The sequence below is a fragment of the Longimicrobiales bacterium genome, assembly GCA_029245345.1.
In the GTDB taxonomy this organism is placed as follows: domain Bacteria; phylum Gemmatimonadota; class Gemmatimonadetes; order Longimicrobiales; family Gaopeijiaceae; genus CALFPJ01.
Genome location: JAQWPM010000017.1, coordinates 16660 through 37488, shown reverse-complemented (window position 1 = coordinate 37488; position 20829 = coordinate 16660). Strand labels below are relative to the sequence as shown.

General features: G+C 64.2%; 14 protein-coding genes. 6 read left to right on the top strand and 8 right to left on the bottom strand.

Features of this window, described 5'->3' with window-relative positions:
• Positions 1 to 75 precede the first annotated feature (75 nt).
• Entirely contained in the window at positions 76 to 201 is a 126-nt protein-coding gene (locus tag P8L30_09500) for a hypothetical protein (protein ID MDG2240426.1), read from the bottom strand.
• A gap of 259 nt (positions 202 to 460) precedes the next feature.
• Here P8L30_09500 and P8L30_09495 point away from each other — a divergent pair, with 259 nt between their 5' ends.
• The 3 genes from P8L30_09495 to P8L30_09485 all read left to right on the top strand — a co-directional run bounded on the left by P8L30_09495 (position 461) and on the right by P8L30_09485 (position 7014).
• Positions 461 to 787: a hypothetical protein gene (locus P8L30_09495; protein MDG2240425.1), complete on the top strand. Its 327-nt coding sequence runs from the start codon at positions 461 to 463 to the stop codon at positions 785 to 787.
• A gap of 213 nt (positions 788 to 1000) precedes the next feature.
• Positions 1001 to 5443, top strand: a complete 4443-nt coding sequence (locus P8L30_09490; GenBank protein MDG2240424.1) for a serine hydrolase — start codon at positions 1001 to 1003, stop codon at positions 5441 to 5443.
• On the top strand, positions 5443 to 7014 hold the full coding sequence (locus P8L30_09485; GenBank protein MDG2240423.1) for a D-aminoacylase: 1572 nt from the start codon (positions 5443 to 5445) through the stop codon (positions 7012 to 7014). Before P8L30_09490 ends, P8L30_09485 begins: the two co-directional genes overlap by 1 nt.
• A 451-nt stretch (positions 7015 to 7465) precedes the next feature.
• Here P8L30_09485 and P8L30_09480 read toward each other — a convergent pair whose 3' ends face one another.
• The gene (locus P8L30_09480) at positions 7466 to 8548 is read right to left on the bottom strand and encodes a hypothetical protein (GenBank protein MDG2240422.1); all 1083 of its coding nucleotides are present in this window, start codon (positions 8546 to 8548) and stop codon (positions 7466 to 7468) included.
• 330 nt (positions 8549 to 8878) lie between these two features.
• Here P8L30_09480 and P8L30_09475 point away from each other — a divergent pair, with 330 nt between their 5' ends.
• Positions 8879 to 9919: an alpha/beta hydrolase gene (locus P8L30_09475; GenBank protein ID MDG2240421.1), complete on the top strand. Its 1041-nt coding sequence runs from the start codon at positions 8879 to 8881 to the stop codon at positions 9917 to 9919.
• A 319-nt stretch (positions 9920 to 10238) separates the two neighbouring features.
• Entirely contained in the window at positions 10239 to 11624 is a 1386-nt protein-coding gene (locus P8L30_09470; GenBank protein ID MDG2240420.1) for a serine hydrolase, read from the top strand.
• Positions 11625 to 12154: 530 nt separating this feature from the next.
• On the opposite strand, the gene P8L30_09465 is transcribed toward P8L30_09470, so the two are convergent.
• Positions 12155 to 13513: a hypothetical protein gene (locus P8L30_09465; GenBank protein ID MDG2240419.1), complete on the bottom strand. Its 1359-nt coding sequence runs from the start codon at positions 13511 to 13513 to the stop codon at positions 12155 to 12157.
• 62 nt (positions 13514 to 13575) lie between these two features.
• Positions 13576 to 14559: a hypothetical protein gene (locus P8L30_09460; protein MDG2240418.1), complete on the bottom strand. Its 984-nt coding sequence runs from the start codon at positions 14557 to 14559 to the stop codon at positions 13576 to 13578.
• Between the two features lie 184 nt (positions 14560 to 14743).
• On the opposite strand from P8L30_09460, the gene P8L30_09455 reads away from it, so the two are divergent.
• Positions 14744 to 15799: a hypothetical protein gene (locus tag P8L30_09455; protein ID MDG2240417.1), complete on the top strand. Its 1056-nt coding sequence runs from the start codon at positions 14744 to 14746 to the stop codon at positions 15797 to 15799.
• A 13-nt stretch (positions 15800 to 15812) separates the two neighbouring features.
• Here P8L30_09455 and P8L30_09450 read toward each other — a convergent pair whose 3' ends face one another.
• From P8L30_09450 to P8L30_09435, 4 genes are read right to left on the bottom strand one after another with little or no spacing between them, the layout of a single operon-like run.
• Positions 15813 to 17474, bottom strand: coding sequence for a PQQ-dependent dehydrogenase, methanol/ethanol family (locus tag P8L30_09450; GenBank protein ID MDG2240416.1), 1662 nt, complete (start codon positions 17472 to 17474; stop codon positions 15813 to 15815).
• Entirely contained in the window at positions 17471 to 18256 is a 786-nt protein-coding gene (locus P8L30_09445) for a c-type cytochrome (GenBank protein MDG2240415.1), read from the bottom strand. Before P8L30_09445 ends, P8L30_09450 begins: the two co-directional genes overlap by 4 nt.
• Positions 18257 to 18302: 46 nt before the next feature.
• Positions 18303 to 19283, bottom strand: coding sequence for a hypothetical protein (locus tag P8L30_09440; protein MDG2240414.1), 981 nt, complete (start codon positions 19281 to 19283; stop codon positions 18303 to 18305).
• On the bottom strand, positions 19284 to 20693 hold the full coding sequence (locus P8L30_09435) for a hypothetical protein (GenBank protein MDG2240413.1): 1410 nt from the start codon (positions 20691 to 20693) through the stop codon (positions 19284 to 19286).
• Positions 20694 to 20829 lie beyond the last annotated feature (136 nt).

Sequence of the window (20829 nt, the reverse complement as noted above, 5' to 3'; positions counted from 1 at the left end):
TCCCATGGCCACCTCACGCTCACGGTGCGAGCGTTTGGAGTGGCCCAGTCACCGCCGCCCCTGTCCCGCCCGAGCCTAGTCGTCTGCCGGAATCCGAGCAGACTCGAGATCACACGCCAGCCGGCGCGCCACCTCTGCCATGCCGAACTCGAGCTCATCTCCCCCGAAGAGCTTTAGAACGTCCATTGCCTGGTGCAGCACCACTTCTCCACGATTGCCGAGATATGGGAGCCTATTGCTCCACCATAGCACTCGTGATGAACCTTCGAACATGGATGCGGCCCGGACCGGAAGTGGCCGCGGTCAGCGTCACACCAGGCCCAGGGAAAGTCCCGACCGTGACGAGCACGGAATGACATCTGCCGCGAACTTGAGGAGCGTGGGGAAGGCTCAACCTGTTGCCAGGAGTGTCCCAAATGGAGCGGACCCGCACCCACCCCCCACCTTCATCTCTAGGGCCATGGCTCCCCGCCCAATCCTCTCCGCCCTCCTCTCCCTCGCGCTTCTCGCCGCGGCCTGCGAGGCCGAGCCGTCGCTCAGCTACGAGGTCCCGATGATCTTCCTCATGGGCCGCTCCGACCTGCATACGCCCTACGCCTCGTCCCGCGCTCACTACGACCGGACCGAAGCGCCCCTCAAGCGCTTCGTTACCTTCGAGCGGAGCGTACATTTCGTGATGCTCGAGGATCCCGGACGCTTTCTCATGACGCTGGTCAACGAGGTCCTGTCGCTGGCCGGGGGCGCGAAGGAGTTCGCGGTGATTCCCGACCCTCGCCGCCGCCGCTGAGGCGGATCAGACTGTAACCCACACTCCTTCAACGCCCTGGACCCCGTGACGCACTCGTTCTTCGCCTCGTCCGCCCGCTTCGCCCTCGGTCCCGCCGAGGCCCGTTCCGCGCCGACATTTCTCCTGGCCCCGGTCGCGGGGGCCGGAAGGAGACCTCACCGGGCTCCGTGTGTCGCCGGGGGCCGCGCCCTGAGGCTCCGGAGCCGCGCATGGGTGGCCGTGGTGGCGGTCACGACGGCGGCCTGCCTGAGCCCGATGGGGGCCGACGCCCAGACTCGGGAGGTGGCCTTCTCCACCGACGAGGGCACGTGGCTTTCGCTCGATGTCTCGCCGCGCAGGGACGGGCTCGTGTTCGAGTTGCTCGGAGACATCTACGCGTTGCCCGTGGCGGGCGGTGCAGCGACGCCCGTGCTGACGGGCACCGCGTTTCAGTCGCAGCCGCGCTACTCGCCAGATGGACTCTGGCTCGCGTACATCAGTGACGAGTCGGGTGCTGACAATTTGTGGGTCGCGCGGTCCGACGGGTCAGGTGCCCGCCCGATCACCGATCGGACAGGATCGACATTCATCTCCCCGGAATGGTCGGTGGACGGCGAAACCCTGTTCGTGACCGTCGTGACGGGGGCGTTTCAGCGTGTCGCCGAATTGTGGGGGTTCGACGTTGCGGACGGATCTGAGACACGGCTCCTCGAGAACGGGAACGGCCCACCGGCACCCCTCGTGTCGTCTCCGGCACCGGGTCCGTATGGCGGGTCGGTCGCTCCCGACGGGTCTATCTATTACACGTCGGTGACGCCCCGCCCGTACGGCAGCCGGACCGGGGCCAGCAGTGCGGTGATGCGCTACGACCCGGCGGTGGGACGCAGCGCGCCGGTGCCGTTGGAAGGCATCCAGGCGATGAAGCCGCGCGTCTCTCCCGACGGAAGGACGCTGATCTATGCAGCCATGCGCGACGGGCGTACGGGCCTGAAGGCAAGAGATCTGTCGGCGGGAACGGAACGCTGGATCGCGTACCCGATTCAACGGAATCAACTCGAGGGTCGCGCGACGCGGGACCTGCTTCCGAACTACGCGTTCACGCCCGATGGGAGTGCGCTGCTCGTGGAGCTTCGCGGTCGTATCCACCGCCTCGACCTAACTACTGACGAGGTCACGCCCGTCCCGTTCGAAGCGGCCGTGCGCTTACAGGTTGCCGAGCGCCTCGACTTTCCCCGGCCGGTGGAGACGGGCCCGGTGCGTGGCCGGCGAGCACATGGGGTCGCGGCCGCGCCTAACGGACGCCTCGCTTTCTCGTCGCTGGCTCGCATCTGGGTCGCCGATGCTGTGGGCTCCACGCCCCGGCGCCTGACCGACGAGCCTCGGCCGCGCGAGTTCATGCCGGCCTGGTCGCCGGACGGCCGGTGGATCGCCTACGTCACCTGGACGGAAGAAGGCGGTCACCTCTGGAAGGCGAGCGCCGCGGGCGGGGTGCCCGAGCGCCTGTCGGACGCCCCCGCGTTGTGGGCCGACCCGGTGTGGACCCCCGATGGGAATGCGGTGATCGCGCTGCGAGCCTCGCTCGGCGCCGCGGCTTCGGTGCCATCCCTCGGGCCGGGCACCGCGGTGCCACCTTCGGCCGACATCGTCTCGGTTCCGACCAATGGCGGTGCGCACCGGACGATCGCCTCCTCGAACGGGTTGAGGTTCCCGCATTTCGGGCCGGCGACCGACGCGGTGTACCTCTCTTCCGGTGAGGCCGGGCTGCTCCGCTTCCCGCTCGCGGGCGGCCCGCCGGAAACGGTCGCGACCATGGCCGGTCCGCCCGCGGCCGAGCTGCGCATCAGCCCCGACGGGCGCTTCGTCGCCGTGCGCGCCGGCCCGACCGTCATACGAGTGCAGATGCCGGTTGCAGTCGCGGCCGGTCCGGTGCCCCTGACGCACGAGGGTCCGTCCCTCACGTCAGCCGGCGCGACGAGTGTGGCGTGGACGCCTGACGGAACCTCTTTGCTGTGGACCGAGGGGCCTCGCATCGGACGCGCCGGCACCGACGGAGCCACGCCGCCAACCACGACACCGTTCGGGGTCGAAGTGCCAAGAGCCACCTCGACCGGGACCGTCGTCCTGAGCGGCGCGAAGCTCGTCACGATGCGTGGCGACGAGGTCATCGAGCGGGGTGATGTGGTCGTGACAAACGGGCGCATCACGTGGGTGGGACCGACGGGTACGCAGCCGCCCGACGGGGCCCGCGTCATCGATGTGTCAGGGCGCGTCATCGTGCCGGGCTTCATCGACGTGCACGCGCACTTCGGTGCGCGTAGCGAGCTGCTCGAGCCCGAGGGTACGTTCGCGTTTTCCAACCTGGCCTTCGGCATCACGACAGTACGCAACCCACAGGCCTCGCTCGACGTGTTCGAACTGGCCGACGTGATCGAAGCCGACGGCGTTCCCGCCCCGCGTGTCGTGTCGACCGGCCCGGGTCTGTTCGGCATGCTGAACCTGCAGTCATACGAACAGACCCTGGCCTTGCTGCGTCGCTACCGGGACGAGTACGGCACGCATGTCTTGAAGTCGTACCTGGTGGGCGACCGGCAGCAGCGCGCGTGGGTCGTTCAGGCATCACGTGAACTGGGCATGATGCCCACCACCGAGGGCGGCGCCGACACGAAGGCCGACCTCACATACGCGATCGACGGGTTCAGCGGGAACGAACACGCCGTGCCGGTCGCCCCGATCTACGACGACATTGTCCAGCTGTTTGCGCGCACCGGCATGACCTACACGCCGACCCTGGTGGTCTCGTTCGGGGCGGCGTTGCCGATCTACCGTCTGCTCGCGGAAGAGCGACCGCATGAGGACGCGCGCGCGTCCCGGTGGCATGCGGAAGGTGAACTGTACCAGCGATCCTCGACGCGACAGTTGTGGTTCGCGCCCGAGGACTTCAGCAACATCGAGGTCGCCCAGGGCGCCGACGCGATCCTGGGGGCGGGTGGCAACGTCGCACTGGGCGGTCATGGCGAGGTGCAGGGCCTGTCGAACCACTGGGAAATGAAACTGCTCGCCGCCGGGGGCATGTCCAACCACGACGTCCTTCGGGTCGCGACGATCATGGGTGCGGAGGCCATCGGCTACGACTCCGACCTGGGGAGCATTGCGGTGGGCAAGCTGGCCGACCTAGTCGTGCTGAACCGCGACCCCCTCACCGACATCGAGGCCACCCAGGACATCGACCGCGTCATGCGCGGCGGCGTGCTATACGACGGGTTCACGCTCGACGAGGTATGGCCGACACCTCGCTCACGTCCCGTGCCCTGGAAGCTTCGAAAGTTCACCACGCCCGCCACTGCCGTTGCGGGCATCGAACAGGCCGTTCGCGATGCGATGGATCGCACCCGTACGCCGGGTGTGGCGGTCGCGGTGGTGCACCGCGGTGAGGTACTGATGTCGAAGGGTTTTGGACTCGCGAACATCGAGACCGGTTCGGCTGTGACGACCCAGACCATGTTCCAGACGGGTTCGGTCGGCAAACAATTCACGGCGGCCGGCGTGATGGTGCTGGTCGAGGACGGACGCATCGACCTCGATGAGTCGATTCGTGTGCATCTGCCGGAAGCGCCGGAGTCGTGGCAGGCGATCACGTTGCGCCACCTCCTGACGCATTCCTCGGGCATTCCCGACTACACGAGCGCGTCGTTCGACTACGCGACGAACTACTCGGAAGACGACCTGGTGCGCATGGCTTCGGACCTCACGCTCGAGTACCTCCCCGGGACGCGCTGGAACTACTCGAACACCGGGTATGCGATGCTCGGCGTGATGATCAGTCGGGTGACGGGCGTGCCGTACTGGGAGTTCCTGCGCGAGCGCGTGTTTGACCCTGCGGGCATGCCCACGATCCGGATCAACACGGCGACCCAGATCGTGCCACACCGCGCCCGCGGGTACATGCCTGGCCCTGGGGGACTGCAAAACGCGTCGCATGTCGCCGAACAAACCAACACGACCGCAGACGGCAGCATGCTGCTCAGCCTGCGTGACATGATCGCCTGGAACGAGGCCGTACGAACCCGGGCTGTGCTCTCACCCGAGAGTTGGGATCAGATCCTCAGCCCCATGGTTCTCAACAGCGGCAACACGCATCCCTACGGGTTCGCGTGGTTCTTCGACGAGGTCGCGGGGCAGCCGGTGCTCGAACACAGCGGGTCGTGGCAGGGCTTTGTGAATCAATACACTCGGTTCCCAGAGCAGGACCTTTCGGTGATCGTGCTCACCAACGCGCGCAGCGCCATGTCGGCTCCGCTGGCGATGCGCATCGGCGCCCTGATCGACCCGGCGCTCATGCCCGAGCCACTGCCGATCGAGGCCATTGCGGACGACCCAGCTGTTACCACCCACGTCGCGGGGATGCTCGAGAAGATGTCCGATGGTTCGCTCGCACTGACCGATTTCGACTTCATTCGGCAGACGGTCTTTCCGAGAATGCGGGTAGCTCTTCAGACCCAACTCGCCGGCCTCGGGCGACCAGACGATCTGACCCTGCTGGCTCGTGAGCAGGTCGGCGACGACACCGAGTTCGTGTATCGGGCCACATGGGGCGACCGGCGCATGCGCGTCACGCTTTCGATCGGGCCGGACGGTGGCCTGACGAACTTCGTGTTCATCGTGCCAGGCACGCCGTGATGCGCGTGCGTGGGGCGATTTCGGCCGTGCTCGCGCTGGTGTTGGCCGCCGGCTGCAGGGAGGTGCCTCTCTACGACACCGTGCTCGTGGGGGGGACGGTTGTGGATGGTACAGGCGCTCCCCCGTTCATCGCCGATGTCGCGATCAACGATGGTCGCATTGCCGACATCGGCCCCGACCTCGGCACACTGGGCGCGGAGACGGTGGACGTTGCCGGCCTCACCGTAGCGCCTGGCTTCTGGGACAACCACGCGCACCTCGTCACCCTCGAAGAACACCCGGACGCCGAAAACTTCATACGGCAGGGCATCACGACGGTGCTCGCGCCGCTGCACAGTCAGGACCAGCCATGGCCGCTCGACGCGTACATGGACCGCGTGCGCATGGCGCCCAATGTCGGACTGTTCGCGGGTCACACGTGGGCCCGAAAGCGCGTCATGGGTCTGGAGGATCGTGCGCCGACCGGTCCCGAACTCGCATGGATGCGCGCCCTCGTCGATTCGACGATGCAGCAGGGGGCCCTGGGCCTTTCGACGGGGCTGGAGTATGTGCCTGCCGCGTACGCCGAGCTCGATGAAGTCGTCGCGCTTGCGGAAGTGGCTGCGCCCTACGGCGGAATCTACGTGACGCACATGCGTGACGAGGGCGTGCGCGTGAGCGAAGCCCTGCACGAGAGCCTCGAGGTGGGTCGCCGCGCAGGGATTCCCGTGCAGATCAACCATCACAAGGTGACGGGCGCGGACCAGTGGGGCGACGCGAGCCGCACGCTCGCACTGATCGATTCGGCCGCCGCCGCGGGGCAGGAAGTCGTACACGACGTGTATCCCTACACGGCGTTCAGCACCTATTCGGACCTGCTGTTTCCGCCGTGGGCGCTCGCGGACGGGGCCGATGCCTTCTCCGCGCGCGTGGCCGACCCCGCGACCCGTGCTCGGCTGGTGTCCGAGATGCGCACGATCTACGGGCAGCAGACTGGACCAGGACCCGAGAGCGTTCAATTCCGGACGCTCGATGGCCGTGAGGACATGACGGGCCGCACACTGGCCGACTACCTCGTCGATGCAGGGCGGCCAACTACCCTCGACGAGACGATCGAGGTGTTGATCGAGCTGCAATTGGGCGGTGGCTTCATCGGCATCTTTCATGGGATGGACGAGGCCGATGTCATCCGCATTATGCAGCACCCGATGGCGATGTTCGAGACGGATGGCGATCTCGTGCAGCCGGGCGTGGGCTTCCCGCACCCGCGCACATACGGGTCCTTCCCCCGTATCCTGGGCCGGTATGTACGCGAACTGGAGGTCCTGACGCTGGAAGAGGCCGTGCGGAAGATGACGTCTGCGCCCGCCGATTGGCTCGGTCAATCAGACCGGGGTCGCCTGGCCGTCGATATGGTGGCCGACATCACCGTGTTCGATACCGATCGTATCACCGATCGTGCAGAATTCACTGACCCGCACCATTACTCGGACGGCGTGGTGCACGTGTGGGTCGGGGGTACGGCTGTGCTGCGAGCGGGGGCGATGACCGGTGCGCTGCCGGGGAGGTTTCTCCATCGCGAGCGCCGCTAGCCGGTCTCGGAAACCCTGGCGAGCGAGTTGTGGCTAGGGCGAGCGAGCGGAAGACAACGCCGTCCCAAAACAGTTGCGGGCTTCGTTCGCTGTGCTCACTACGACGATCATGGCTCGCGTCCGCGACCCGCGCCGGGAACTTCAGAACGCTAGGCGGCGGTGTGGCGAGGGAGAGAGCCGCGCAGCATATGTCGGCGAATTAGGAGCGGACTGAGCAGGTGCGAGGAAGACAACGCCGTGGAACAATAGGCCTCCGGCTCGGGCCGCAGAAGCGGCCCTCGACGCAACCGGCCCGCGGTGACCGAGTGAGCTTCCGCCGAACGATTGTGGCGCTAGATCTGAGGCAGAACTATTGAACGAAGCAGGAGGGCCGGTTCGGAGGCCCTGAACGTTATCGGACAGGGACAGAACCGATGTCGCGACTATGCGGTAAGTAGTAGCGGCGGGCCGATCAGCTGGCTTCAAGTGCGCGAATCTGGAACGTAGGCAGATCCAACTCGTCCAGCGTATACCCGAGGATTTCGCCAAGCGTGAAGTCGAGTACCCGAAAGTCTCGCGGCGACGAGAAGGTGCCGCGTGGGGCTCCGTGTTCATCGAAGAGGACCCACTCGTTCGTGACGGAAAACAGATCCGTGGCCAGTTGGACGAGCACGTCCCCGGAGCCATTGACGTGCGCCGCCGAAAAATGTGGTCGGGTCTCGCGCGCGGGCGCTTCGTCGATCACCCGGAGTTGGGCGTTAGCCATGGCAACGAGTTGAGGCCCACCTGTCTCCAGTCTGCCCCTCCAAGGCGCAGCGCTCTCCGTCCGTAAGCTGTCGATTTCGCGACCCGAGACGGGCGTCCGCTCGATGTCCCATCGGAACGTTGGTCCATCCGACCCGTCGGCGTTCCTTGACCGCAGCAGTGGATCATCCGTGACACCGTAGATCAACCGGTCTCCTCCAACGACGGCAAACCCTTCTCGCCCGAAGAGCACGCGAGTCGAGAGTTGTTGTCCCTCGGCGTTGGCCCTGTAGGCTTCAGCGGCCAACGTCCATGCCAGTGTGTCCGAGACTCCATCCGGACTTCTCACGACGTGGAAGGTCGTGTCGCGATACACACCGTTTGGCGCGTCCTCCGCACCTCGACTCTGGCTCGGCTGCTTCCATATCACGCGATTGTCTGATAGGGCGCCAGCCAGCTGAACAAAGCGAATCTCTGTGCCGTCCATCGGCCGGGTGGACGAGAGATACCGGCCGTCGCCGTCGAAGACGGACAATCGTTGCTGCAGTCCGTCCCATATGCGGATCGTGCCGTCGCCCGTCGCAAGGAGTCTGGGCAACCGGCCCAGTTCACCAGGGCCCTCCCCGCGCCGCCCGAAGGTGTGAAGGTGCTCGCCTGACGTAGAATAGACCTTGAGCTCACTCGCCTGCGAATCCAGAATCACGAATCGGTCCGGGCCGAGAAAAGCACCTGCCGAAACCACGGAAAAGCTGTACTCGGGACGGTCGTCCAGCCCTCCGAACGCCATGCCGGGCGTCGAGGCTAGGCTCAATCGGTCTGGGGCATTGGAGGCTGCGGACGCGGATTCACCTCCGTCGGCGGCGCAAGCGCCCAGTGCTAATAGGGTGAGAAGGTGTAGCTGTTTCTGCACTCTGGCTCAGGGTAATGAGTGGACGGACCTTGCAAGGCATCCAAAACTTTGGGAACTCGTGACCTCAAGCAACCCAAGGGCCCATCAAACAGATTTTCGCGGAAGAGATTGTGAGGCCAGGTGGCCCAAGTCCCCGTCCGATAACTTCGAACGTTATGTCACATGGGTCTTCGCAGTATCATCATCAGTTCGATAGTCGGTAACGAAGGCCGCTCGATCATGAGAGTCCGAATGTCCCTGCAACGCGCGTTGTACCTCGGCATGTTGGTCGCCCTCGCTTGGGCGGGCTCCGCCACAGCACAAAACCAGCCCCCCTCCGAGCCACCGGCCGACTGGGGCGTCACCGCGATCGACTACTCTAACGTCCCCTACCCCTACCCGGTCAGCTACCTGGACCTAGAGGTAGACGGCCGCCATCTCCGGATGGCGTACATGGACGCGCCGCCCGTCGGCACTCCGAACGGGCGGGCCGTCGTCTTCTTCCATGGCTTCAACTTCGCCGGGTACGCGTTCGGCCCGACGATGGAGATTCTGCGGAATGAGGGCTTCCGCACGATCGCTATCGACCGAATCGGGTTCGGCCGCTCTTCCAAGCCGATCATGCACTACGACTTCGACATTCCGGCCCGGAACACGAAACGGCTCCTCGACCACCTCGGCATAGAGCAAGCCGCGGTCGTAGGGCACTCAATGGGCGGAATGGTGGCGAGCCGCTTCGGCATGAGGTACCCACAGAGGGCGAGCCACGTGGTCTTCATGAATCAGATCGGGCTGAGCGACAGCCGCCCGGGCCGAGATTGGACGGACTCTTCCCACGACGGGGAGAAGCCCACGCCGCAGCAGCACTACGAGCAGGTTCTGCGTGGACAGATGCGGTATTACAACCAGGGGTGGAAGCCGGAGTACCTGCAGTGGGTCGAGGCGCCCTTCGGCCTCGTCTACAGCGGCGAGTTCGACCGCTGGCTAGAGGTCCGCGGGCGCCTCGGTTCGGCGATCTCGCAGGACCCGGTCGTCTACGACTGGCAGCACATCTCGAGCAAAGCACTCGTGATCGGTGGGGCGGACGACCAGCTCCGCCAGAACTTCGCCGCCGATGCCCGCCGCGTCGCAGAATCACTCCAGAACGCGGAGCTGCTGCTCTATCCGGGGATTGGGCACAATCCCCAGTTCGAGCACAGCGAGCAGTTCCACGCCGATCTGGTCAGGTTCCTGAAGTCTGATCCGAGCGAGCCTGCCGACCAAGACTGGCGAAACTCAGACCGGGGTCGCTAGACGGTCCGCCGGGTTGATCAGCACGCGCCGATTCAACGTGTTCGTCGCCTCTCGTGGTGGTGCTACCAGACCCACTCCACATAACATTGGGCCTCCGGCTCGGGCCGCCTGCGGCGGCCCTCGACCCAACCGGCCACGACCGGGCTGGCTTCGGTCACCGAAAGCGCAAGTAGATCTGTCGCAGGAATAAGGGAGTAGAGGATGGGCCGGTTGGGAGGCCCTAAAACGTTACGCGACACGCCTCCGGGTGAAGATGCCTACACGGACACCGAGAGTCGTGAGCCATGGAACGAAACCGTTTTCAAGGAGCAAGAGTGAGATGAGGAGCCTAGCGAGGACGTTCGTGCTGACAGCGGCGCTGCTGGGTGTCGTTTCGGCTACCGCCGATGCACAGATCCGTGATCGAGGCGACCTGGTGGCAGCGATCGACTCCGCCGCCCGGGATCACGTCGAGCATGCCATGGTCGCCGGAGTGTCCGTGGCGGTCGTGCGCGGCACGGATACGCTCCTCAAGCGCGGCTACGGATTCGCCGACTTGGAGTGGGGAATCGAGACGCCTCCGGATGCCTCGGCAAGCTACGAGATCGGCTCGATGACCAAGCAGTTCACGGCCGCCGCAATTATGCAGTTGGTACAGGAAGGCACGTTGGATCTGGATGCCGACTTTACAGAATACCTCACCGATTTCGACGCCCAGGGGCACGTCGTGCCGCTCCGCCGCCTTCTCGATCACACGTCGGGTATCAAGGCCTATACGGCGATGTCCGTCTTCGGAGACCTCGCCGCAAAAAGCCTCCCACGGGACACGTTGGTTTCCCTGGTGGAAGCCGAGCCGTTCGAGTTCGAGCCGGGCACTGCGCAGATTTATAATAATTCCGCCTTCTTCTTCCTGGGTCTCATAATCGAGAGGATGTCGGGGCAGAGCTACGAGGAGTACGTCCAAGAGCATCTCTTTGACGAGCTGGGGATGGACGACTCGTACTACTGTTCGGAGAGCGCCATCCGGGAGAATAGGGCCCACGGCTACGACGGCTCACCGCAAGGACTCCAGAGAAAGGGCTACCTGGATCATCTCTGGCCGTACGCTGCGGGGTCTCTCTGCTCCACCGCGGGCGACCTGATCCGGTGGAATCAAGCCCTCCATCGGGGGTCCATAGTGTCTGAGGCATCCTACCAGGCAATGACGACACCCATGCCGCTCGTAGATGGGACGCCCCTCGAGTACGCGATGGGGTTGGGCGTCGGGGATCGCGCAGGGGCGGTTGTCATTAGTCACGGAGGAGGAATCAACGGCTTTCTCTCCGACGGACACTACTACCCGGGCGAGGAACTCAGCATCATCGTGCTCCAAAACTCGACCGGCCCTCAGGGGCCGGGGGCCTTGAGTACTGCGATCGCGGAACTGATTCTCGGTCCCGTGCCGGACCCAGTAGCCGCGGACTATTCAGGAGCCCTTGAGGTGCTCGTGGGTGAGTACATTGGCCCTGCTCGCGGCACGCACCTTCACATGACGGTCAGTCGCGAAGGTGACCAGTTGGTGTTCACGCGCCGCGGACAGGCGGATGGCCAGCGGCCGCTTCATGTCGGAGACGGCGTTTGGCAGATCGGGGGAACACGCTTTGAGTTCGACGTGGTCGGGGACCGAGCGATCGAACTGATGATGTTCCAGGGGGCGGCACGATACAGGCTGAAGAGGAGTCCCTGAGGTCCGAAGGCGGAGCGTCGGGATACCTGTGGCAGGTACTAGAACGTGGCGTGACCGATCCACGGCACGTCGCGTAACGTTCTAGGGTGCTGACGCGACGCGCTTTGCGCGCCGTGTTGCTCGGAGCGAACGAAGTGAGCGCAGGCGGTACCCGCTTGTTATCCGACGTGACAGAAAGCCTTCACTGATCCCTCGATCCTTGTCGGTACTCCAGAACCTCTCCTCACTTCTTCCGGTCTCGCATTCAAACAGGATCTCGGAGCGGATCCAGACCTCGATTCCACGTCGGCGGAGTCATTGGCCAAGGTCGATGAACTGGACCGCTTGGAGGCGCAGGCCGACTCCGATGAAGAGGATCAGTTTCTCATGCCCGTTGGCCTCGTCCGAGGGCGCAGCGTTGGGTTGGGAAAGAGATCCGATTTTGGAACGAGCAGCGGTCTGTCGAGGAGGCGCTGAACGGCGGGCCGACAAAGCCCCGCCCAGTTAGGTAAGACCAAGCGGGGCTTCACGGCAATCCGTTCAGCCGACTGTTACCTGGCCCCGTCCGGTTGCTCACTGATCAGCCGGGACTCACGGTCCGCCTTGATGTTCTCCATCCCCGCTTCGTCGAGATGCGTCACCGCGATCCACGCGTGCGACATCTCGTCGGCGGTTCGGTCGCCGATGCCCACCCACTGGTCCGGGTCGGGGTTGTAGCGGTTGTTCTCGGTATTGTCGTACCACCCGGTCACAATCAGTTGATCGCCCGGCTCGAGGAGCGGGGCGGAGTCGTCTGCGTAGATGTGGCTGTGATGCCAGAGCGCACTCCAGTTGGAGACCATGCTCGCCGTTTCCCGACGCCCATTCTTGCGCAGGACCTGGAGCGACATCGCCACGAGCCGCGTGTGGCCGTGCGGCTGGAACGAGTCGATCCGCACCGGTGTGTCGAACGAATGGAAGCCTTGGGTCATCAGGGTGCCGTGAGGCGCGATGTCGTAGCCACGCCCACCGACCCCCCCGTCCAGGAAGTATAGGCTCAGCGTCTGTTGGTACTCCGACTCGTACTCCTCAGGCTGGAACCAGATGCCGATCTCCACCTGATCATCTTCTAGCTCCACGCCATTCGGCCAGTAGTGGATATCGAAGGCCACGCTGGCGTCGGCAGGCAGCTTCCGGCACGCGCCGTCCGGGACAATCTCACCAACCTTGCCCAGCGCGTACTCCGAGAGGCGACCGGCGCTCTCCCCGTCGACCCGGAAGGAGGAGTTGGCGTGGTGCGCCACCGCCCGTCCTTCCACGGACGGTTTGGTCTCGACCGCCATGATGCAACGCTCGGTGTTGACACCCACCGGCACCAAGGGCTTCCACCACCGATCCTGACCGACCTCGGGAACGTCGTAGGGGTCGGACTTCACGATTACGTCCGGCGGTCCAAAGCGCTCGGCGAGGCGGAACTCGGCGGGGTCAGGCCACTCGACCGGCGGAGGCATGTCGGCCGGGTCACCCTCCGGGGAGCCCGCGGCTACCCAGGCGGTGATCGTCGCAATCTTCTCGTCGCTCATCCGCCAGTCTTCCTTCAGGTCCTGAATGCCGACGTCCGGATCGTACTGGTACGGCGGCATATCGCGGGATTCGACCATCCGGCTGATCCGGCGGGCGTAGCGCCGCGCGTCCTGATAGGTGAGGAGCGACATCGGCCCGATGGCGCCCGGCTGATGGCAGACCTGGCAGTTCTCCTGGAGAATCGGCGCGATGTCCTTCGTGAAGGTCAGATCGCTGCCGTGCTCGAGACTCGGCCCAGTGGTTTGCCCCACGAGCTCGCCGTGCCCGGCCAGCCCGAATCCCGCAAGCAGGACGAGCAGACCCGTCGTGCGACTCATCGACATCACCTGATGATTGGATCCGTGCATTTGCAACTCCTCTCGAAAGCGTGCCTCAGGCATCGCCGCTCCGGACGACGCCCTGTGCCATTCTAGTATTTGTCCTCATTCACGCTCACCACCACGTACCCGTTCGACCAACAGCACTGGAGACCAGGGCCGCTATCTGCCGCGTTGAAATTGTCGACCCGGACCCGGATCACGTACTGACCGGGCGTGTCGAACATCGCCGTGAAGTGCCCCATGTTCGCCTGCGCCCCCTCAGTCGGAAGGAGCACGGCCTCGCCGGTTCGAACCGGACCGGGTCCATGGGCGCGGAACCCTCGTCGCGGCGCTGCCGCGCCCGCCGGCGCTTCCGTCAAAGACTCGAACGCGACCGTGGCGCCCACGGGCCCTTGGTGCTTCCAGAGCGACATATTCACGGGCACGAGCTCCCGTTCGCCCCGGTCGACAGCCCAGAAGCGGACCTCGACGGGCTCACCGACGGAGGCCGTGAGCGTCTGGGAGTATCGAATGCCTTCGATCCCCACCACCTCAGGGCCGTCTTCCTCGAATCGGATCCCAGGACGAAGAGATCCCGCGGCCATCGCGCCCCTGCTGAGCTCATAGGCGCCCTTGATGATCCTACCCGGTGACTCGAGCCTGCCGGGGACGCGGGTCGTGTATCCGTCGGTGGTCACAGTCCACCAGACATCACCTTCGAAGTCAGCTGGGACCACCACGCCGAAAGCCCCACGCTCCCGTGGGCCACCGAACAACCCCAATCGCGTATAGCTCACGACCGGAAACGACGTGGGCTGTGCCCCATCGAACTCGGCCGGCTCGATGAAGTTGTCCTCCCCGAGTGCGATCTCAATCAGGTCCTCATCGTTCCGGTTCATGAATCCGAACGAGAGGGTGTAGGTGCCGTCCTCGTTCTGATAGAACCCGTCGAAGTAGGGCGCGACGAAGTTGTCGCTCGAGTTGGACGGCGCCAGAGGAAACTCCCGCTGCGTCCAGTCCTGCGCGGCGACACCAACGGTAAGCGTTGCCATTCCTAGAACGGACAGCGTGATTGTGATCTTGAGTCCCTGCACTTTGGTCCTCCTTAACCTTCTGTGCGCCTCACCGGGGTCTGCGCCAACTTTGGGGATCGGGCGTCTGCGCGAAAGGAGTCCAATGCTATCCGTTGCCGTCATCGTGCGCCTGACCCATGATTTGCCGTTCGTCTGACGCGCCAATGTGAGTGGGTGGTTCCCTATGTTTCCAAGGGTTTCAACAGTGTGCCTCGCCGCTGTCCTACTCGCCGCGGCGGCCCCTGAGGCAAGGGGGCAGGACGCGGGCGAACTGGGACAGGCGGACGCGCTTCGTCGCCACCACCCAGGGCTTTACGATCTGCTCGGCCGCCTGGAGAGCGCGCATGGTGTGCTCTTTGGTGAGCTCGCCAGTGAAGGAGAGAGCGTCCGGGCGAGCGGCGGCGAGGTCCCGACGCCCGGCTTCGAGGCCGACTTGGTAGGGCGCCTCACATCGCTCGTCCAGGGTGAAGAGGGATCCGCGAAAGTAGCAGGAGTGGCGGACGCCGGATACGAGGCGCTCGGTTCGCGCACTGCAGGAATCATTCGCTGGGGTCATGCTTTCCAGCGAGAGGTTCTGTCGATTCTTGCCGATCCCGCAGTCACGGACCGAAACGCAGCCCTGTCCGCCGCGGTGGGGGTATACCGGGGCCGCGCCGAAGCCGCTCTGCCGAATGTGCCGAAGAACATGGATGTCCTATACGGCCACCCTTATGCGCTTGCCTTCCGGACCGGCTACCCCGATCTCGACGGTCTACTCTGGGCGGGTCACTGGCTGCGACTCGCGACGACGGAGCCTTTGACCGATCTGCCTCCAGGTCCGGATCGCCTCGCCGGCGTAGACACGGTCGCCACACGCCACCACGCCAAGCTCAGCCATGGCGAGCCACCCCAGTCCTTCCCCAGCGAACTCCCTTTGGCTCCGGCGATCGCTCCTGGCTTCATCTGGCTGAGCCCTGAATCGGCGATGATCTGGGACAACCTGAGCATGCTGTTGGAGGTGGTCGCGGACGTGCTGGCATCACCCGGAGCCGTCGACGCACCCGGAGCTGTGGACGCGGCCGTCGACTTCTTCATGGAGGCGGACCGCGCCGTGACCGACCAAGACGAGTGGGAAATCATGGCACTCCGTCACGGCATTTTCTTCCAGGGGGGGTTCCCACTCGCGGTGATGACGGAGAACGAACGCAACTCGAGCGGACACGCCGCGCACCTGGCGGGTGGCCGGAGGCTCATGGCGATCCCTGGCATGCCGAGACGCTGACGACCCTACACCGTCAGTCCCGAAGTCCGAAGGTCACAAGCGTGTGCCCCGAAATGACGGACACATACTGCTTGCCGTCCACCATGAAGGTGATTGGGGCCATCACGATCTGGGCTCCGAGGCTCGCCTTCCACAGAAGCGCACCGGTGCGTGCGTCGAGCGCGTGGAAATAACCCTCGCGCCCACCCGTGAAGAGCAGATCTGTCTCCGTGGTCAGCATGCCGCTGTCACTGACGTCGAACTGGTCGTACTTCCACTTCGCTTCACCCGTGCGAGGATCCATGGCGATCACCGAACCGTGACCGACCGCGTCGGTCCAGTTGTTGATGGGTGTGCTGCGCCCGATTCCGATGGTTGGCGCGCCCTCCGTGGGTGAGAGCACTCGGAAGCCTCCGCCCAGGAACATGCGGCCCTCGCGGTACACAGACTCTTCGGGCTCGTAGATGCTCGCGTAGTCCTCCCACGCGGCGAAGTAGAAGAGTTCCGTCCGTGGGCTATAGGACGGCGGGTACCAGTTGGTGCCGCCCTGGTTGCCTGGCCAGGTCGGTGCGCCGGCGGGCTGTGGCGTTTGGATGGGCCGGCCATTTTCGTCGAGCCCGCTGGACCAATTGACCTTCACGAAGGGAGTCCCTGAGAGGAACTCTCCATCTGTCCGGTCCAGCACGTAGAAGTAGCCATTGCGGTTCGCCCACAGCATCAACTTCCGAGCTTCGCCCTCCCACTCCATGTCCACGAGGAGGGGTACTTGGACTGCGTCGTAGTCATACCCGTCGTTGGGCGTGAATTGGAAGTACCAGTCCAATTCCCCGGTGTCCGGGTTGAGCGCGATGACGGCGTCCGAGTAGAGGTTGTCGCCCGGTCGCTGGCCGGGATTCCAGTCGGGACCGGGATTCCCGACACCCCAGTACGTCAGGTTGAGCTCGGCGTCGTATGAACCCGTGAGCCAGATGGGTGCACCACCGTGCTCCCAGTCGTCTCCCTCCCATGTCTCGTGTCCAGGTTCACCCGGGCCGGGAATCGTGTAAAAGCGCCATGCTTCCTCACCGGTATCAGCGTCGTAGGCTGCTATGAATCCACGAATCCCGAACTCACCACCGCCCACGCCGACGAGCACTTTGTCCTTCACGACGAGCGGGGCCATCGTGATCGAGTACGCCTGATTTACGTCGGCAACCTCGATGTCCCACAGAGGCTGTCCGTTCGTCCGATCCAGAGCGATGAGGCGGGCATCCAGCGTGCCCATGAAAACCTTGTCGTCCAGAACGGCCACGCCGCGGTTGTTGGCCCCGCAGCAGACGGCAGCAGCTTCATCGTTTGTGTGACGATACATCCAAAAGACGCGGCCCGTCACGGCGTCTACCGCCATCACGTCGTTGGGACGCTCGGTGATGTACATGATGCCGTCGACCACGATGGGGTTCGACTGCCAAGCCCCGAACACCTGGTTTTGGAGCACCCACTTCGACTCCAGATCTGTGACGTTCTCCGTGGTGATCTGACTCAAGGTGCTGAAGCGCAGACTCGAATACGAGCCGTGGTAGGTCAGCCAGTTCTCGGGCTCGTCTGCCGCGTTCAAAATCCGCTCGTAGGGGACTTGGGCGCCAGCATTCACGGCGGCGCCGAGCGCGAGAAGGGCGAAGACTCCCGCCGTTGCCGCGCGTTGGAAGCTGTTCATCGGATGCCCCTCAGTGTCAGGAGATAGCCTATGAGATCCGCCACAGCGTCCGCCGAGAGCGTGGTCGGCCTCTTGTCCGAGGTGCTGCTGACTTCGTACTCCGTCAGATCGGCTTTGACGAGTGAGAGCAACCGCTGTTGCGAGTCGATGAGCTGCACCGTGTAGGTGTCCTCGTTGAGGCGTCGACCACGAATCGTCTCGCCGTCCCGGGTCACGGCTCGAATGGGTCGGTCGATAGGGCGAAGCGCGGCATCTGGATCGAGCAGAGCGCGCTGCAAAGCGGCCGGCGTGCGAATGGCTCCGATGTCGCTGAGGTCCGGGCCCAAGTAGGGCCCCCGGCCGTTCACACGATGGCACGACGCGCAGCCTCCATCTCCACCGAACAACTCCTCACCGCGTGCTGCGTCGCCGACCTTTACCGCCACGCCGCTCGCGTCGAATCCGGCACGGATGTATGCGACGATGCCAACGAGTTCGTCCGGCTGCAGGTCGAACGCAGGCATGCGACCGCCACCGATCCCGCCAGTGATTACGTCGCGGAGGTCTTGGTCCGATTGTGCCCGTCGGAACTGTCCAAGGCGGAGGTTAATCGCGTCTTCTTCGTCGCCGTTCGCGCCATGGCACAGCGCGCACTCGGATGTATAGACACGGGAGCCCGCCTCGATGGCGGCACTCGTGTACTGGTGGTCACCGAGCGCTTGTGCGGCAACATCTCTCGTGAAGCTGAACACAAGCAGGAGCGCAGCGAGTGCGGAAAGGAATAGCCGGCGAAGTCGCGGCATGGCAGTCTCTGTTGGTGTCGCCCCGCACGAGTGTGGCTGCAGCCGACTAATGCGGGAAAGTGATAGGCCTCACGATGATCGTCACATCCTGGTCGTGGTACAACGCGCCGTCGTCTGCTCGACCGCGGAGTATGTAGGTGCCCGGTCGGTCGAAGGTGACGGTGACCTCCCACCGGCCATCCTCAGGAACCGGTGGCGGCATAAAGAGTGGAGCCCATGGCGAGTTCGCTCCGGCCCGTGTGTCCTCCCACGTCTTCACCTGAGGAGGATCGAAGGCGACGGGGCCGTCCGCTCGATAGACGAACCAAGCCAGATGCGTCGCAACGACTTTGCTGACCGTGATGCGGGTGGGTGGTCGCAACTGTCGCGACGTGAGCATGGGTGGGCCGTCCAACTCCGCGGCAGCTGCCGCAGCTCGCTCTGCACGCCGACGTGAATCCTCGATCGCCCGCTCCAAGCCATCATCCGCGATTGTCGCGATCAACGTGACTGGCTCACCAACGCGAACGTTCCGCACGGCGTCCCCCTCGACCGTGAGGACGGGAGGTGTGTTCGCCCTCGTTGAGGCGGTACTCGCACCGATACCGAGTGCGCCCGTCTCTGAAGCGATCACGATGTTGTCGAGCTTGTAGTCCAAGCGGAGCGATCCGTATGCGTACTCCGTCTGTCCCTGCGTCGTGAGCGTCCACTCGAGTTCCTGATCACCGAAGTCGGCCGGGACCTGGATCTTGAACACGAATCGATTACGGCGCGGCCTGAAGTGGGTGGGTTGACCTTGATCCGCTGGGCCGGGCGAGAAGCTATTCTCTGGTCCGGTCGCGACGTCCAGTTCTTCGTTCCAATTTCTGTTCATATAGCCGAATACGAGATTGAACGTGCCGTCGTCGTTCGACTCCCAGCCTTCAAAGGCCGGAGAGACGTTTTGCCCGTGCTGGTACGTGAGTTGGGCGTTCGCCGGATGACCCATCGCCAGAGCTGCAATGGCCATGACTCCGGCCACCCAACCTTTCGCCCTGAATCCGATCATCTAACGGCCCCCGGGAATGACCATACACAGCGGGCACCCGATCACATGATCGTTTACGCCGAGATCGAGATTCTCCCTACGCTTAGCCATTTCCGCCTGGAACTGTTGGTCTGTGAGCGCGAGCCTCATACCCAGATCAATGAACATGTTCGCCACGGATCTGTTGCCCGAGCCCTGCCAGTTTCGTGCATCGGCGATGTTTCGGTTGCTTTCCGTATTGTCCATGTAGCCGGTGATGTGGAGCACAGTGCCCTTGGGCAATAGCGGCTGATAGTTGTCCGCGAAGGCATAGCCCCGGACCCAGTTGTGGTCGTATCCCACGCACGAGATCGTTTCGACATTGAAGCCCCAAATCGCCTCAAGGCACATGCGGTCACCGGGGGCATGCAAGTGTGGCTCGAACGTCACAATCTTGGTGTGCTGCTGGAGGACGGTGTACGCATGCAGTTCCTGATCCTTCTTGCCAGCTTCAATGTCGATGTCCGAGCCATTGGCCAGCACGTAGCCAGCTGAGCGGTACTTCGGCTCGTAGTCGCGGGGATGGAAACGGAATCCGATCTCGAGGCGCGCCCGCGTATCGCTTCCGTTCGAGTGGAGATGCGTGGAACCGGAAACGACGCTCGATCCGGCCTTCAGCAATTGGCCACCCTCGTCGTCAAAGATGTCGGGGTTCCGACCTACCTCGTGGACCGGCCACCCCACGGGCCTCACGTCCGGGTCGTCGAGCACGCGTGTGCTCCACACCATGTGGTGGAAGACGTAGAGCCCACCCACCGTCTGGCGTTCACTATCTCGGTTTTCGCGCACATCGTTGATCTCGCGGATCTCCACGGACGCTACGTACCGGTCTTCGGTGAGCCCCGTGGGAATACTCGTGATGTCCCCCCACCAATCTGGAGCGTCGCCCTTCACGAGAAATTCTTGCGTACTGACCACAAGATCCGGCTCCCCAAGGGTCCAGATCGCTTCATCCGAAAACTCCAGAGCGGGCGGCATGTGTGCCGGGTCGCCCATGGGAGTCCCGCCGCGAGCCCACTGCGCGATGGCTGCGACTTCCAGGTCAGTCAGCGATGGGTCGTCTTTGAAATGTTGGATGCCGATGTCCTTCTCGACGTACCAGGGTGGCATCGTACCCATTCGGTCGCGAATCCCAGTGCGACGCATGATCTGCCTGGCGTAGGGCTGGACGTCGTCATACTCAACGAGCGACATGGGTGCCACGCCGTTCGGGCGATGGCATTTAACGCAGCTTCGCTGAAGGATGGGTGCGATGTCTCGCGTAAACGTCACCCCAGCGTCGCCGGTGCCGTCTTGGGCGCTCATGGGTCGCGCAGCGAGGGTGGCGAAGGCGACGACGACAGCCATCACCGTTATGACGGTCGGCTTCAGACCTGTCCACGATGTCCGCATTCGTACTACTCCTGTGCAGATGAGCGGGCCTTACAGGGAGGGTGCGACAGGTCCTCCGGAATCGCCGCAACTGAAGCGATGTTAGGGATGGGAGCGTGGGGGATCAAGGCTCCGGGGGCACTGCGGCCGCCAGGCC

What these genes read in the sequence shown, in the direction of transcription:
- P8L30_09435 (MDG2240413.1), bottom strand. Translation starts at nt 20,693, where the DNA reads ATGCGGACATCGTGGACAGGTCTGAAGCCGACCGTCATAACGGTGATG.
- P8L30_09445 (MDG2240415.1), bottom strand. Translation starts at nt 18,256, where the DNA reads ATGCCGCGACTTCGCCGGCTATTCCTTTCCGCACTCGCTGCGCTCCTG.
- P8L30_09450 (MDG2240416.1), bottom strand. Translation starts at nt 17,474, where the DNA reads ATGAACAGCTTCCAACGCGCGGCAACGGCGGGAGTCTTCGCCCTTCTC.
- P8L30_09485 (MDG2240423.1), top strand. Translation starts at nt 5,443, where the DNA reads ATGCGCGTGCGTGGGGCGATTTCGGCCGTGCTCGCGCTGGTGTTGGCC.
- P8L30_09470 (MDG2240420.1), top strand. Translation starts at nt 10,239, where the DNA reads ATGAGGAGCCTAGCGAGGACGTTCGTGCTGACAGCGGCGCTGCTGGGT.
- P8L30_09495 (MDG2240425.1), top strand. Translation starts at nt 461, where the DNA reads ATGGCTCCCCGCCCAATCCTCTCCGCCCTCCTCTCCCTCGCGCTTCTC.
- P8L30_09440 (MDG2240414.1), bottom strand. Translation starts at nt 19,283, where the DNA reads ATGATCGGATTCAGGGCGAAAGGTTGGGTGGCCGGAGTCATGGCCATT.
- P8L30_09475 (MDG2240421.1), top strand. Translation starts at nt 8,879, where the DNA reads ATGTCCCTGCAACGCGCGTTGTACCTCGGCATGTTGGTCGCCCTCGCT.
- P8L30_09465 (MDG2240419.1), bottom strand. Translation starts at nt 13,513, where the DNA reads ATGCACGGATCCAATCATCAGGTGATGTCGATGAGTCGCACGACGGGT.